The sequence below is a fragment of the Simkania negevensis Z genome, assembly GCF_000237205.1.
Lineage (GTDB): Bacteria > Chlamydiota > Chlamydiia > Chlamydiales > Simkaniaceae > Simkania > Simkania negevensis.
In genome coordinates this window covers 906,775-919,738 of record NC_015713.1, presented here as the reverse complement: position 1 = coordinate 919,738, position 12,964 = coordinate 906,775, and the positions used below count along the sequence as shown (strand labels likewise).

General features: G+C 43.2%; 11 protein-coding genes. 6 read left to right on the top strand and 5 right to left on the bottom strand.

All coding sequences use genetic code 11. The features are described from left to right. Position 1: 1 nt before the first annotated feature. Positions 2–1,195, top strand: coding sequence for an Lpg1974 family pore-forming outer membrane protein (locus SNE_RS04815; RefSeq protein WP_013943226.1), 1,194 nt, complete (start codon positions 2–4; stop codon positions 1,193–1,195). 442 nt (positions 1,196–1,637) lie between these two features. Here SNE_RS04815 and cydB read toward each other — a convergent pair whose 3' ends face one another. The 4 genes from cydB to SNE_RS13475 all read right to left on the bottom strand — a co-directional run bounded on the left by cydB (position 1,638) and on the right by SNE_RS13475 (position 5,191). Next, a complete protein-coding gene (gene cydB / locus SNE_RS04810; protein ID WP_041418796.1) occupies positions 1,638–2,663 on the bottom strand; it encodes a cytochrome d ubiquinol oxidase subunit II in 1,026 nt (341 codons plus the stop codon). An 8-nt stretch (positions 2,664–2,671) separates the two neighbouring features. Further along, the gene (locus tag SNE_RS04805; RefSeq protein WP_013943224.1) at positions 2,672–4,045 is read right to left on the bottom strand and encodes a cytochrome ubiquinol oxidase subunit I; all 1,374 of its coding nucleotides are present in this window, start codon (positions 4,043–4,045) and stop codon (positions 2,672–2,674) included. Positions 4,046–4,161: 116 nt separating this feature from the next. After that, positions 4,162–4,707: an Lpg1974 family pore-forming outer membrane protein gene (locus tag SNE_RS13480; RefSeq protein WP_013943223.1), complete on the bottom strand. Its 546-nt coding sequence runs from the start codon at positions 4,705–4,707 to the stop codon at positions 4,162–4,164. Continuing rightward, positions 4,697–5,191 carry an Lpg1974 family pore-forming outer membrane protein gene (locus tag SNE_RS13475; RefSeq protein WP_013943222.1) on the bottom strand — a complete coding sequence of 165 codons (495 nt, stop codon included), beginning with the start codon at positions 5,189–5,191 and terminating at the stop codon, positions 4,697–4,699. Before SNE_RS13475 ends, SNE_RS13480 begins: the two co-directional genes overlap by 11 nt. Before the next feature lie 100 nt (positions 5,192–5,291). Here SNE_RS13475 and cdaA point away from each other — a divergent pair, with 100 nt between their 5' ends. From cdaA to SNE_RS04770, 5 genes are read left to right on the top strand one after another with little or no spacing between them, the layout of a single operon-like run. Further along, the gene (gene cdaA / locus SNE_RS04790; protein ID WP_013943221.1) at positions 5,292–6,125 is read left to right on the top strand and encodes a diadenylate cyclase CdaA; all 834 of its coding nucleotides are present in this window, start codon (positions 5,292–5,294) and stop codon (positions 6,123–6,125) included. Further along, positions 6,122–7,378: a YbbR-like domain-containing protein gene (locus tag SNE_RS04785; protein WP_013943220.1), complete on the top strand. Its 1,257-nt coding sequence runs from the start codon at positions 6,122–6,124 to the stop codon at positions 7,376–7,378. Before cdaA ends, SNE_RS04785 begins: the two co-directional genes overlap by 4 nt. After that, on the top strand, positions 7,368–8,549 hold the full coding sequence (locus SNE_RS04780; RefSeq protein WP_013943219.1) for a glycosyltransferase family 4 protein: 1,182 nt from the start codon (positions 7,368–7,370) through the stop codon (positions 8,547–8,549). The genes SNE_RS04785 and SNE_RS04780 overlap by 11 nt, the downstream gene beginning before the upstream one ends. Next, positions 8,542–9,807 (top strand): LpxL/LpxP family acyltransferase, encoded by a 1,266-nt coding sequence (locus tag SNE_RS04775; protein ID WP_013943218.1) that lies wholly within the window; start codon positions 8,542–8,544, stop codon positions 9,805–9,807. The genes SNE_RS04780 and SNE_RS04775 overlap by 8 nt, the downstream gene beginning before the upstream one ends. Further along, positions 9,797–10,489, top strand: coding sequence for an RsmE family RNA methyltransferase (locus SNE_RS04770; RefSeq protein WP_013943217.1), 693 nt, complete (start codon positions 9,797–9,799; stop codon positions 10,487–10,489). Before SNE_RS04775 ends, SNE_RS04770 begins: the two co-directional genes overlap by 11 nt. Here the strand turns inward: SNE_RS04770 and ppsA are convergent. Further along, complete coding sequence (gene ppsA, locus SNE_RS04765; protein WP_013943216.1) at positions 10,467–12,851, bottom strand: phosphoenolpyruvate synthase; 2,385 nt, start codon at positions 12,849–12,851, stop codon at positions 10,467–10,469. The two genes, SNE_RS04770 and ppsA, sit on opposite strands and share 23 nt — an antisense overlap. Between the last annotated feature and the right edge of the window lie 113 nt (positions 12,852–12,964).

Below are 12,964 nucleotides of genomic sequence, written 5' to 3'. Positions count from 1 at the left end.
TATGCATAAGCTGACAAAAAAAGTTGCCACTCTTTTAAGCCTTTCTTTACTTTCAACTCTTGGAGCCTACGAAAGCATGGAAGACCGGATTCAAACCCTTGAGAGAGAAATGCAGGAGATTTCAACGCGAAATCCTCAAGAAACCCTAGGGGCAAACTTCACTTCGGCACGCCCTGAAGTTCTTGGAGAGAATGTGTTTCTCACTTTTGATATTCTGTATTGGCACCCTAAGGTTGGAGGAACAGAATTTGCTTACTCTGCAAATATGCAATCTCAAATCATTTCAGTTCCAGGAGGCGCTCCTATTATTCTTCCAACACGCAGGGGCGATGTCAAAGAAAATGACTTCGATTGGGAATGGGGTCTTAAAGCAGGGATCGGGTACAATCTAACTCATGATGGATGGGATATTTATGCTCAGTACACCTATTATAATCCCGACTCAACAAGCTCATCATCAAAAGCGCCACCAAGTGGGCTACTTCCTCTGCGGCTGCTAGGACAAATTATTGCCCAAAAAGTTAAATCAAGCTTTGAAATTGAATATGACAATGTCGAGTTCGAATTGGGCCGCAATTACTTTGTCAGTGCTTTCCTCTCATTTCGCCCCTTCCTCAGTATGAAATCGACATGGATCGACTTAAACCAACGCATCACTTATGTTGCCTCCCCTCTCAATGACGCTGCTTTCCCTGGAGAATTTACAACCTCTGCGTTTGATTTTAAAGCCAAATGCGAAAGTAAATTGTGGGGAATTGGGCCTCGTATCGGGACAAATACACGCTTTCATCTTGGTCATGGATTCAGCATCTTTGGGGATTTCTCAACATCTATCCTCTATGGATACTTTAGAACACTGCACAAAGAATTTTTCCCTGAGCATGTTCTTCGACAGCTTGACGATGGGAAACTACTCAAAGTACGAACGAAAAAGCATCAGTTTGTTCCCTATGCTCAAATGTTTGTTGGGTTGGAATGGGGTGACTATGTCAATCACCACCATCAACATATCCGTTTTAAGCTCGGTTATGAAGTGCAGTACTACTGGCGTGCAAACCAAATGCAAGACGTCGAAACATCAGTTGGCAACTTGCAAGCGCTTGGGAACATTCCGCAAGTACGTGTAGACTACGAGCCCTTTTCAGAAGACGTGATGTTTTACGGAATCACAGGCGAGTTCCGCCTCGATTTCTAGAAACCCGGGGTTTAGGAAAAACAAAACCACTTCTCCTTTTACGAGGCTCACCCTATCAGGTGAGCTTTTACTTATACTCAAACAACTTCAAAAATTGGTTTTGGGCAACGCGAAAGCTTTCAGAATTTCTCGATATTAAGCTGCCTAATATTAGGAATATGAGGTCACTTAAGATCAGCGAATTACAGTGCTTTGGCGCAGCCGAAAATCCAATTTTTGAAGTTGTTTGAGTATACTTATTGATATATAAAAATGTTTTAAATAACCTTAGGAATCAATTTTTTTGAGTTAGCATTCAAGGATAAACTAAATGCACCAAATTTACCAAAACACTGACAAAGAAGTCCTCATCTCGACAACTTAACGATATAGCTTCTCTAGCGGGGTTGTCGAAGCTGTGAAGCATAGACCAAAGCCCGTCCAATTTGTGATGGCACCATCTTTAATAGCTAGTGTCATCGAGCGTCACCTTTCCCCGGAAGATCCGATAGATCCAAAATCCATATGCAAGAACAAGAGGAACCCCGATGCAAGCAACGATGAGAATCACTTTATAAGTGGAGGCAGCAGCTCCTGCATTATAGAGGGTTAAACTAAAGTGTTCGGGGTTGATGCTGGAACGGACAAGATTGGGATAAATCCCAATGCCAAATAGAAAAAAGAGGAAAGCGATCGAGCAGCTTGATGAAATGAAGGCAAAGCCATCGTGCCCTTTATAGATGCAGCGAGGAACATTGGCAATGGCAAGCATCGCAATGAGAACAACAATAAAAAGCCAGGGAGATGCGCGCATCATTTTGAGCATATGAGGCATGTACATGAGCGTGGCAAGTGTTGTCATCACATAGAAAATCAAAAAGACCACAATTGCTGGATTGATCCATTTGCGCACATGATCATGGAGGGTGCCTTCTGTTTTCATGAGCAGAAAGACTGCGCCATGCATGGCAAATAACGCACAAGCAGTAAACCCTAGTAGAATCGAGTACGGGGTGAAAAATCCTCCAAACGTTCCGACAAAATCACCATTTTGATCCAAAGGAATCCCTTGAATCAGGTTAGCCATGATCACGCCAATGATGAACGCCATGAGAATCGAAGAAAAGCTAAAAATCACATCCCAAGTAAAACGCCATTTTTTATTTTCGACCTTGGATCGGAATTCAATGGCAACAGCGCGAAAGATAATCGCTGCAAGAAGTATCATAATCAAGGTGTAGAATGCTTCGCAAATCGTCGCGTAGGCTGCAGGAAATCCAGCAAACATTCCTCCAAAAATAATGATGAGCCACACTTCATTGCCATCCCAAACAGGGCCAATTGCATTGAGAAAAACACGTCTTTCACGATCATCCCGGGCAAAAAGATGAAGCGCACCAACTCCTAAATCAAAGCCATCTAAGACAGTATAAAAAATCACACTGACACAAATGACGAGGTACCAAATATTTTCGTAGATTGCCATCATGTTGCACCTTAGGTAGGGGATTGGTAGGGATCGCGATAAATGATATCATCTGGCTCTTTTGCAGGCTCCTCTATCGGACCATGCTTGATTTTTCGGTTAAGCAAAAAGCAAAAGAGGGAAAAAAGAAGGATGTAGATGCAGACGAACATCGTAATCGATCCAAAAACCTGACCGGCATGAATCGACTTTGACACTCCCTGAGTGGTTCTCAAGAGATGATACACAATCCATGGCTGGCGTCCCATCTCTGCAGTAAACCAACCTGCTTGATTTCCAACATAGGGAAATAAAATTGAGAGAACGAGAAAACGGTTGATCCATTTGGATTTCTCAAACGTTTTACGTTTCCACAGGATCAGTCCTAAAACTGTAGCAAGAAACATGGCTCCCCAGGCATAAATCATCATGTGGTAGAATTGAAAAACCGAAGAAACCGGTGGCCAATCTTCTTCGGGAAATTGATCTAGTCCTGGGACAGGTGTCTCAAAGTTTCGATAAGTCAAAAAACTGAGCAAGCCGGGAACTTGCAAGGCGTGGACTTCTTGAGTTTTGCTATCGACATAGCCAATGAGGTTCATCGCTGTATGAGGCTGTGTTTTGTAGACTCCTTCAATGGCTGCAAGCTTTTCTGGCTGATTTTTTGCCACTCCACGAGCTGTGGAATCGGCTGAAATGAATTGTAGAATGACAAGAATAGAAGCCATGACAAGCCCGAGCTTCATGCCCCGATAAGCAAATTCTGTGTGCCTCTTTTTTAAAAAATAATAGGAACAAACAGAAATCACCATAAAAGCCCCTGTTAGCCAAGCTCCAATGATAACATGTGTCAGACGATCAAGAAATGAGGGATTGAAGACCATCTCCCAAAAATTGGTCATAACAGCATGAGCTTCTGCTCCTTCTCCTTCTATAGCGTAGCCAGCTGGCGTTTGCATCCAGGAGTTTGCCACAATGATCCAAATTGCACTAAAATGGGCTCCAAGAGCTGTACAAATAGTAGAAAAATAGTGTACTTTCGCACTAACGCGTTCCCAACCGAAAAGCATAAGGCCAATGAATCCCGCTTCTAAGAAAAAAGCAAAAATTCCCTCAGCAGCTAAGGCGCTTCCAAAAACATCACCCACGTAGCGAGAATAGCGGGCCCAATTGTTTCCAAAGCCAAAGACTTGAACAATTCCCGTTGCAACTCCTAAAGCAAACGTTAGGGCAAAGATTTTCACCCAAAACTTTGTCATGTCGCGATAACAAGCTTTCTTGGTTTTGATGTACATCCCTTCCATGATCACAAGCATCAAACCTAGTCCAATGCTTAAGGGAGGATAGAGGTAATGAAACGCGACGTTTAACCCAAATTGAATCCGGGATAACAGAACAACATCCATAATGGTTAAACTCTCTTGTTTATTTGAAAGAAAACGTAGGCTGAAAAAAAATTTTTGTCAATATAGATAACTTCAAAAATTGGACAAAAAAAGCCCCGTTCCCGGGGCTATGACCTTTAGAAATCGAAGCGACCTTTTAAGGTCAATCCTTGTAAGACAAGGTCTCCAATGTGATCAGTTTCTGTAGGAACTTTGATGAATTCGTTTTGGAGAATCCAAATCTGCTCTTCCCATCCCAATTGAAACAGAATGTGATAGTTATTCGATCCAAACCAAGTCTCCCAACGAAGTCCTGCACCAATGTTAATTGTTGGCTCGAAGGTCATTGGATCGACTCCAGTATGAATATTTGTGGTCTCGACACCATTTTGAGGTTGGTTGCTATCGCGACGATCTAAATCAAACTCTCCATAAAGGATCGCAAGGGCAAGGTCAGCATAAACCGACCAGTTTTGTGTGAACTGCCAAGCTGTGTTAAGTCCAGCGCGAATTCCAGCTCCCCAAAAGTCTTGATTAAGTCGTAATCGATCAATAGAGTCGTCTGCAGCAAGAACTTGACGCACATCGTAATCTTGGTAAATCCAAGCCGCTTGTGCTCCCGCAAATAAGCGCAATTTGAGGTACTGACTAAGGTAACTATTGCGGCCAATTTCAAAATTCACATTGTGAAATGTAATATCCCAAGCTTGCTCGAGAATTCGTGATTCCGGTAAGTGGTGCTCCATTGATGGACCAGTAAGAAATCATGTTACCAGTATCGTTGCTCTTACTCCCACTGACAGAGCTTGTAATCCAGGTGTAATTCGCAAAAACATCCCACCCATCATGAGGAAGATTAAATCCAAGACCTACTTTGAAGCCTGGGTCCCAATCAAAATCAACATCATGAACACTTCCTTTGCTCGTGTTTGCAGCAACACCTGTTACAGCATGGAAAAGACCATCTTCCCGAACAGTCCACCAAATAAAATCAGCTGTCAGGTAAGGGTTCCAATCGCGCATGACTTGAGGCCCTGCTGCAGGCGTAACCGCAATAGTTTGGTCGTTTGTGTAATAAAGTGTTTTTTCTTGTTGCTGTTGTTGACCTTGTGCTGCCGCAAGAGATACGGTGCAACCTAGAGCAAAAGCAATAAGCCAGTTTCTCATGTTGAATGTCTCCTTGGTAAATAAAAATAAGAATGCTATATTTTTTCTATTTGATCAATCCAAATCAAGGCTGTTGCAATGAAGCCTTGGATTCAATAGAATGATCCAAAAGAGCGCAAAGGATAAATCGACACGCATGGGTTTTTACTATTCAATTACACCATTTATTGAGATTGTGATCATCGCTGTGATGATCAACTATCTCTTGTCGTTCTTTTGGAATACGAGATCGATGGATCTCATGCTGGGGCTCTTAGCCTTTCTCTTGATTTTTGGAGCCTCTTCTCTCTTTAATTTGCCTATTCTCCACAAATTGATGCTACTCGTGGCAAACGTAGCGGTCATTGCCGTTTTGATTATTTTTCAACCGGAACTTCGTGTAGCCCTTTCAAAACTCAGCTTAAAGGGGAAACGGTACAAAGAAATCACCGAATTCGACAAGTTTCTCGACCAACTCGCCACCTCCGTCTATCGGTTGGCAGATAAGAAGATTGGAGCACTCATTGCCCTGGAAAATGAAGATTCACTAGACGAATTTGCTCTTAAAGCTGTGATGGTTAACGGGAATTTTTCATCAGAATTGCTCGAGTCGATCTTTGCAACCACAACTCCCCTTCACGATGGAGCGGTGATCATTCACGATCTCACAATTGTAGCGGCTTCTGTGATTCTTCCTCTTGCGGAGGACACTTCGCAAATTGCGAAATCGATGGGAACCCGTCACCGTGCTGCACTTGGTGTGAGTCAATTGACCGACGCTCTTCTCATCGTCGTTTCAGAAGAATCAGGCAAGGTCTCAATTGCTCGAGATGGAATCATGACGCGTGGAATTAAACTTGATCGCTTTAAAGGTATCATCCGCAGTGTCTTTAATCCTCCCCTTAAGAAAACCTTACAAACTCGTTTTAAACTTAGGGAGTGGATCAGAAAATGAGAACCTTACTCAAAAACCTCTTCCTCAGCAATTGGCCACGCAAATCTTTGTCGATTATCTTGGCGATCATCATTTGGTTTGTTGTAAACAAATCACTCACCACAACAAAAACCATTCCGAATGTACCTGTTAGAATTGAAAATATCCCTCCAGGAAAGACGATTGCAGACATGCAGTCGAATGGAATTTTAAACCGTCGTGTCAATCTCACTGTTACAGGAAGCAAGACCTTACTTGAAGATCTCACTTCAAATGACATTGAAGTAGTGTTTGATGCCTCAGATAAGGAAGGAGAATGGATCGCAACTATTAACAAACGAAATATCCAAACAGACAATCCTGATATTAACATCTCTCATGGAATAAGCAAAGTTGCCACCCAAAACTTTTTGATTAAGCTCACTAAACTTGTGACAGAAAAAATCCCGATCATCATCACTCAACCAATTGGCGAAGCCCCAAAAGGGTACCAGTTTCTCGACATTTGGCCCTATCAACTTTACATCACAGTGAGTGGGCCGGAAGATACGGTCAAAAAGTTAAAAAGCCGCGGGCTTAATTTGACGTTCAACTTGAATGACATCTCAAAAGCCAACCTTGATGACCTGAGAACCTCCTCAAATCAAGAGCATTCGGATGTTGTGAGCTACTTTGTTCCTAATTATTGGAAGCAAATTTCGCTTCCACTTCTCTCTCCAACTCCAATTGAAATCAACGATCCCGATGCTAAATTCCTCCGTATCGACTTCTTGCGCTATGAGCTCCTCAAAGTTGACAGCGCCGTTCCGGTTGCCTTGTTCTTCCCTCCGAGTAAAATTGGATCACTGAGCCCACAAAAAATCCATTTAACTCCTAATCAACTGCTCGAAAACCGTAATGGACTTAAAGTTATCACGACTCCCCTCTATGCAAAAGGTGTGAGCAGCTTTTTCCTCGAAATCATGAAAGACATGCTCCAACTCATGATTCTCGTCACACCAAAGGAAGAAGGTGAGTGTCTTGATTGGAGTGTGCAGTTCATCAATTCTGGCATTCTTGAAGACCGGTATGTCCACATCTTGATGTCAGATGTCAGTGATGAAGAGGTACGAGATCTACAACCCCGTGTCCGTGAGGAGTATTTGCGCAACCGCTTCCGTAGCTACATGAATCGATTCGAGCTATATACCTCTAATAATGATAAGTTTGAAATTTGCCCATCATTACAAGGAAATGCAGTTCTCCTTCAAGAGAAAAAGAAAAATGGAAAATAAGACTCACACCTGCCAGCTTCCTTCTCTAAAAGTCAGCCTCGTTTCACGACACTTTGGAAATCTTGGAGGCTTAGAAAAGTACGGGTGGAGAATTGCTCAGGCGTTTACAAAGCGGGGCGCCCATGTCAACATTGTCACTTCTGACGTGATTAAAAAAAGTGAGTTTCATCCTCTCATTCATTTCCATTCTCTCCCTGTGAAAAAGTGGCTGAATTTTCGGAAAATGGAAGAATTCGACCGAGCTTGTACCAAATGGCATGAAGAAGGAAAGTTCGATATCGTATTCGGAATGGATCGGACCCGTCATCAAACCCATATCCGCGCGGGAAATGGAGTTCATGCAGCATTTCTCAAACATCGTGAAAACATGGGGGAAAACTACTCTTCTTTCAAAGCTGCCTTGAATCCTCTAAATCGGACAATTTTAAATATCGAGAAGCACGCGTTCGAAAGCCCTGAGTTAAAAATTCTTTTTACTAACTCTCATATGGTAAAAAAGGAAGTTCTCACTTATTATCAGACCCCTCCAGAGAAAATTCAGGTCGTTCATAACGGAGTGGAGTGGAAGGAAATGGAAAAAGATTTTAATAATTGGCTCGAGAAAAAGCAGGCAGTTTGCAATGAGCTAGGGCTTGATCCTTCCCGTTACCATTTTTTATTTATCGGAAATGGGTACAAGCGTAAAGGGCTCGCTCCTCTTCTTAAGGCCTTGAGCGTTCTCCCATTCAAAGACTTTCATCTTTCCGTCCTCGGGAAAGACAAGAACGCATTTGATTTCATTAAATTGGCTGAAAAGCTCGGTCTTCAAGATCATGTAAGCTTTTTTGGAGCGCGATCAGATATCCGTAAATTCTACCAATATGCCGATTCTTTGGTGATCCCTTCTTTCTACGACCCGTTTGCGAATGTCACTGTTGAAGCTTTAGCTATGGGACTTTTCGTCGTTACCTCTAAAACAAATGGAGGAAACGAGGTTTTGAAACCTGAAAACGGCATTGTCATTGAAAATCTTCTTCACCCACAAGCTTTTGCTCAAGCCCTTACAACTGCAATCATGCACCCCAAAACCTGGATCCGCTCTCAAAACATTAGAAATTCAGTGAAACACTTAGATTTTTCAAATCAACTAAGTACTCTCATTGACCTGACCTTAGAATCGATCCATGTCTAAACTTTCTTACTATCTCATCCGAGGATTCACATTCCCTATCAGCCTTTTGCCAGCAGGGTGGATTCATTTCATCGGAAATGGACTAGGGCTTATTGCCTACCACACTTTGACTCGCTTTCGCAAAAGAACTCTCTCGAACCTTGCCTTAGCAAAAAACCTCTATCTTCCGGAACAAAAGCTCAAAAAAATTGCCAAACAATCGTTTCAAAACCTTGCCATTACGTGCTTGGAATACGGCAAATTTGCCCGGATGAAAAACACTAAAAAAACCTTGATTTGTGAAAACCCAGAAGAAGCTAAAAAACTCATCGATTCTGGAACTGGTATCATCTTTTTCTGTGGCCACCAAGCAAACTGGGAAGTCCTTTTCCTCGAAGGGACGCAGCGGATGCCAGGTGTGGCAATTGGTCGCCCAATTAAAAACCCGTACCTATACGACTGGGTAGTTCGGATGCGCGAACAATTTGGTGGAATGATCATTACCCCAAAGCAAACGGTGAAAGAGGGCTTTCGCGCCCTCAAGAAAGGAAAGTTTCTCGGGATTGTAGGGGATCAAAGCATGCCAGAAAGTGATTATGCCTTTCCCTTTTTTGGAAGGCGTGCTTGGACATCGATTGCCCCTGCTCTTTTAGCCTACAAAGCCAAGTGCCCGATCATGGTTGCAACAGTTAGACGGACAAAGGGCACCTACCGCATTCACTATTCAAACCCTATTTGGCCCAATCTTGAAGCTCCCATGGAGGAGGAAATCGATCGTCTCATGAAAAAGAGCCTTGCTCTTCTCGAAGATAAAATTCGAGAAACTCCAGAGCAATGGCTGTGGCAACATAATCGATGGAAACAAGAAACTCCAATCAATGTTTACTACCGGTACCGCTGGGACTCTATTTTGATTATCCTTCCAACAGATCCAACTCCTTATCTTCCTCATCTTAGGACCTTTCGAGAAATTTATCCTCTGGCTTTTATTACAGTTCTCACCCCTACAAAGATCGACCTTCCAGATGCCGAAGTTCTCCTCTATAAAAACACCGCAGATCTGTTCTTAAGAGATTACCGTTTCAAACTCATTTTCAATTTTACTACGGTCACCAAGCTCAAAAAACATTTTCTCAAGCTCAGCGCTTTTGAAGTCTTAGATGAAAACGGGTTGCGAGAATCTGCTACAGAGCATTTAGATGGGACAGAAGATCTGTCTCTTCTCCTTAAAAAAGCCCTTTGTCGCCCTAACACCATTTGGAAAAAAGATGCCAGCTGACCGATTCTACCTAAAAGAAAACTTCAAACTAGGCGACGTTGTCTTCCTCGAAGAGGAAGAGTTCCACCATCTAAATCGCGTCATGCGAAAAAAAGAAGGAGATGCCATTGAGCTTGTCAATGGAATGGGATCTCTTGCGCAAGCAAAAGTCTTGCAAATCGAAAAACGAAAAGCGTCTCTTGAAATTCTCGAAACTTCGGAACATCTGCCAAAACTCCCCCCTTTAGTTCTCATTCAAGCTTTGCCTAAATTGTCCCACTTAGAATGGATCGTTCAAAAGGGAACCGAACTCGGTTGCACCGCTTTTTATCTCTTTCCTTCGGAGAGAAGCGAAAAAGACTCTTTAAGTGACAATCAGTGGAAACGACTCGAATCGATTGCTATTGGAGCGATGAAGCAATGTGGCCGCTTGGATCTTCCCTCTCTTCACTTGGCCTTAAGTTTAGAAAGCCTATCCCTCCCGGAAGGGCATGCCTTTTTCGGAGATCCTGAAGCTGAAACATCTCTTCCAAAAGGAAAAAGTCCCTATCTTCTCTTTATTGGTCCAGAAAAAGGATTTTCAAAAGAAGAATATAAGAAAATGAAAGAAAGGTTCAATGCTCAAGGAGTGAGACTACATCCTTATATTCTCCGGACAGAAACGGCTGCTATTGCGGCCCTTACCCTCGCTTCTGCTCAATAGCCGCGATTCTTTCMATGGTGTGAATGACACTATCGGGATTGAGTGAAATCGAGTCAATTCCGCATTCGACGAGAAACTCTGCAAAATCGGGGTAATCGCTTGGCCCTTGCCCACAAATGCCGACTTTGCATTGATGCTGATGGGCCACTGTGATGAGGTCTTGAATGAGTTTTTTAACCGCTGGGTTCCGTTCATCAAAGAGGGGTGCCAAATCAGCAGAATCTCGATCCACTCCAAGAGTGAGTTGAGTCAAGTCGTTTGATCCAATCGAAAAACCGTCGAAAAGTTTCGCAAAGTCAGCAGCTAAAAGGATATTCGAAGGCACTTCTGCCATCACATAGACTTCTAACCCGTTTTCCCCTCGCTTTAATCCCTCTTCTTCCATCACTTTCAAAACAGCTTCAGCTTCTTGGATCGTCCGACAAAAAGGGATCATCACGATGATGTTTGATAGTCCAATTTTTTCACGGGCCCGTTTAATGGCGCGACACTCTAAAGCAAAACCTTCTCGATATTTCGGGTGATAGTAGCGGACTGCTCCCCTAAACCCAAGCATGGGATTTTCTTCTTTGGGTTCAAATTGCTTGCCACCAATTAAATTAGCGTATTCATTCGTCTTGAAATCACTCATACGAACAATCACAGGGTCGGGGTAACGGGTACAGGCAATTTTAGCAATCCCAAGTGCGAGTAGCTCGATAAAATATTCTGTTTTGCTCTCAAAGCCGAGTGTCATTTCTGAAATATGCATTTGAACATCGAGATCTTCTACTTCTTCAAAGTGGGTCAACGCCATCGGATGGATTTTGATCATTTCACTGATGATGAATTCCATTCGGGCAAGGCCAATTCCTCTGCAAGGCAATCGCCACCAATGAAAAGCAGCGGAAGGGCTGGCAATATTGAGCATCACTTGCGTTTTGGTTTTGGGAAGTTTCTCAATATGGACTTCTTCCTCTTCATATTCGAGGGCCCCTTCGTAAATAAAACCTTTGTCTCCTTGAGCACAACTCAAAGTCACTTCATCAAAATCTTTGAGCTCTTCAGTCGCTGTCCCTGTCCCAACAATTGCCGGAACACCAAGCTCCCGGCTGACAATAGCTGCATGAGAGGTCCGTCCACCTTGGTCGGTGATGATTCCACTTGCCATTTTCATGATGGGAACCCAATCGGGATCGGTCATCCCTGTGACGAGAATCGATCCACGCTGAAAAGCTTCGATCTGATCAGAGTCCATGATCACTTGCGGATGCCCCACTGCAATCGACTCACCAATCGCTAGCCCTTCGAGAATCTTTTTCCCTTCTTTTTTGAGTTTATAGGTTTTGAATTCGGACTTTTTGCGTTTAACTTGAACTGTTTCTGGGCGAGCTTGAACAATATAGAGTTCTCCAGTCCCCCCATCTTTTGCCCATTCAATATCCATGGGCTTTTGGTAGTGCTTTTCGATCAAAACAGCCCACTTTGCCAACTGGAGAACTTCTTCATCTGTGATCGAAAAGAGTTTTTGCTCTTCGGGCGTTGTCACTATATTCTTCGTTGAGTAGCTTTCTCCACGAGCATAGACCATTTTCTTTTCTTTACTTCCGAGAACTTTCCCAACAACCGGGACTACTCCTTCTCGATCAAGAAAAGGCTTATACACTATGAACTCATCAGGAATGATCACTCCTTGAACGATGTTTTCTCCAAGTCCCCAAGTCGAGTTGATCTCGATAACCTGATCGAATCCTGTTTCCGTATCAAGAGTGAACATGACTCCTGAACTAGCTAAATCAGAACGGACCATCTTTTGAATCCCTACTGAAAGGGCAATTTCGCTATGATTAAACCCCTTTTCTTCGCGGTAAGCAATTGCTCGATCTGTGAACAGCGAAGCAAAGCATTTACGGCAAGCATTTAGCAAATCCCGATCGCCTCGAATATTAAGGAAAGTTTCTTGCTGCCCCGCAAAGCTTGCATCAGGAAGGTCTTCCGCTGTTGCACTACTGCGGACAGCGACATCCATTTGACACCGTTTGGTATTTTCTCCACAGAGGCCGTGATAGGCATCTGTGATCTCTTCTTTCAAATCTGATGGGAACTTTCCACCTTCAATGAGCTTCCGAATGGCTTTGCCACATTTTCGAAGTTTCTTAGGTTCTGGCGAATAGGTTTTGAGCAGGGCTTCGATTTTCTTTTCTAATCCATTTTCACGAATAAAATACCGATACGCTTCAGCAGTGACAGCAAAGCCTCCAGGGATATTCACCCCTTCTGGTTTAAGCTCAGCAATCATCTCGCCAAGCGAAGCATTTTTCCCTCCAGCAATTGCAACATCTTTCGCTCGAAGGTCTTCGAATGGGCAGACATATTTACCCATCTCTTCACCTCTAGTAGACAGTTCTCTTAACTTCTATATAGTGTAGAGCAAGGCTCAACTGCAAGTAAGAATTACGCTGATCACTTGAACTCTGGGTTTCTTTCACTCATTCT

Coding starts and splice junctions, on each gene's coding strand:
- SNE_RS04805 (WP_013943224.1), bottom strand. CDS start 4,045: ATGGATGTTGTTCTGTTATCCCGGATTCAATTTGGGTTAAACGTCGCG.
- SNE_RS04770 (WP_013943217.1), top strand. CDS start 9,797: ATGCCAGCTGACCGATTCTACCTAAAAGAAAACTTCAAACTAGGCGAC.
- SNE_RS04785 (WP_013943220.1), top strand. CDS start 6,122: ATGAGAACCTTACTCAAAAACCTCTTCCTCAGCAATTGGCCACGCAAA.
- SNE_RS04775 (WP_013943218.1), top strand. CDS start 8,542: ATGTCTAAACTTTCTTACTATCTCATCCGAGGATTCACATTCCCTATC.
- SNE_RS04780 (WP_013943219.1), top strand. CDS start 7,368: ATGGAAAATAAGACTCACACCTGCCAGCTTCCTTCTCTAAAAGTCAGC.
- cydB (WP_041418796.1), bottom strand. CDS start 2,663: ATGATGGCAATCTACGAAAATATTTGGTACCTCGTCATTTGTGTCAGT.
- cdaA (WP_013943221.1), top strand. CDS start 5,292: ATGATCCAAAAGAGCGCAAAGGATAAATCGACACGCATGGGTTTTTAC.
- SNE_RS13475 (WP_013943222.1), bottom strand. CDS start 5,191: ATGAGAAACTGGCTTATTGCTTTTGCTCTAGGTTGCACCGTATCTCTT.
- SNE_RS04815 (WP_013943226.1), top strand. CDS start 2: ATGCATAAGCTGACAAAAAAAGTTGCCACTCTTTTAAGCCTTTCTTTA.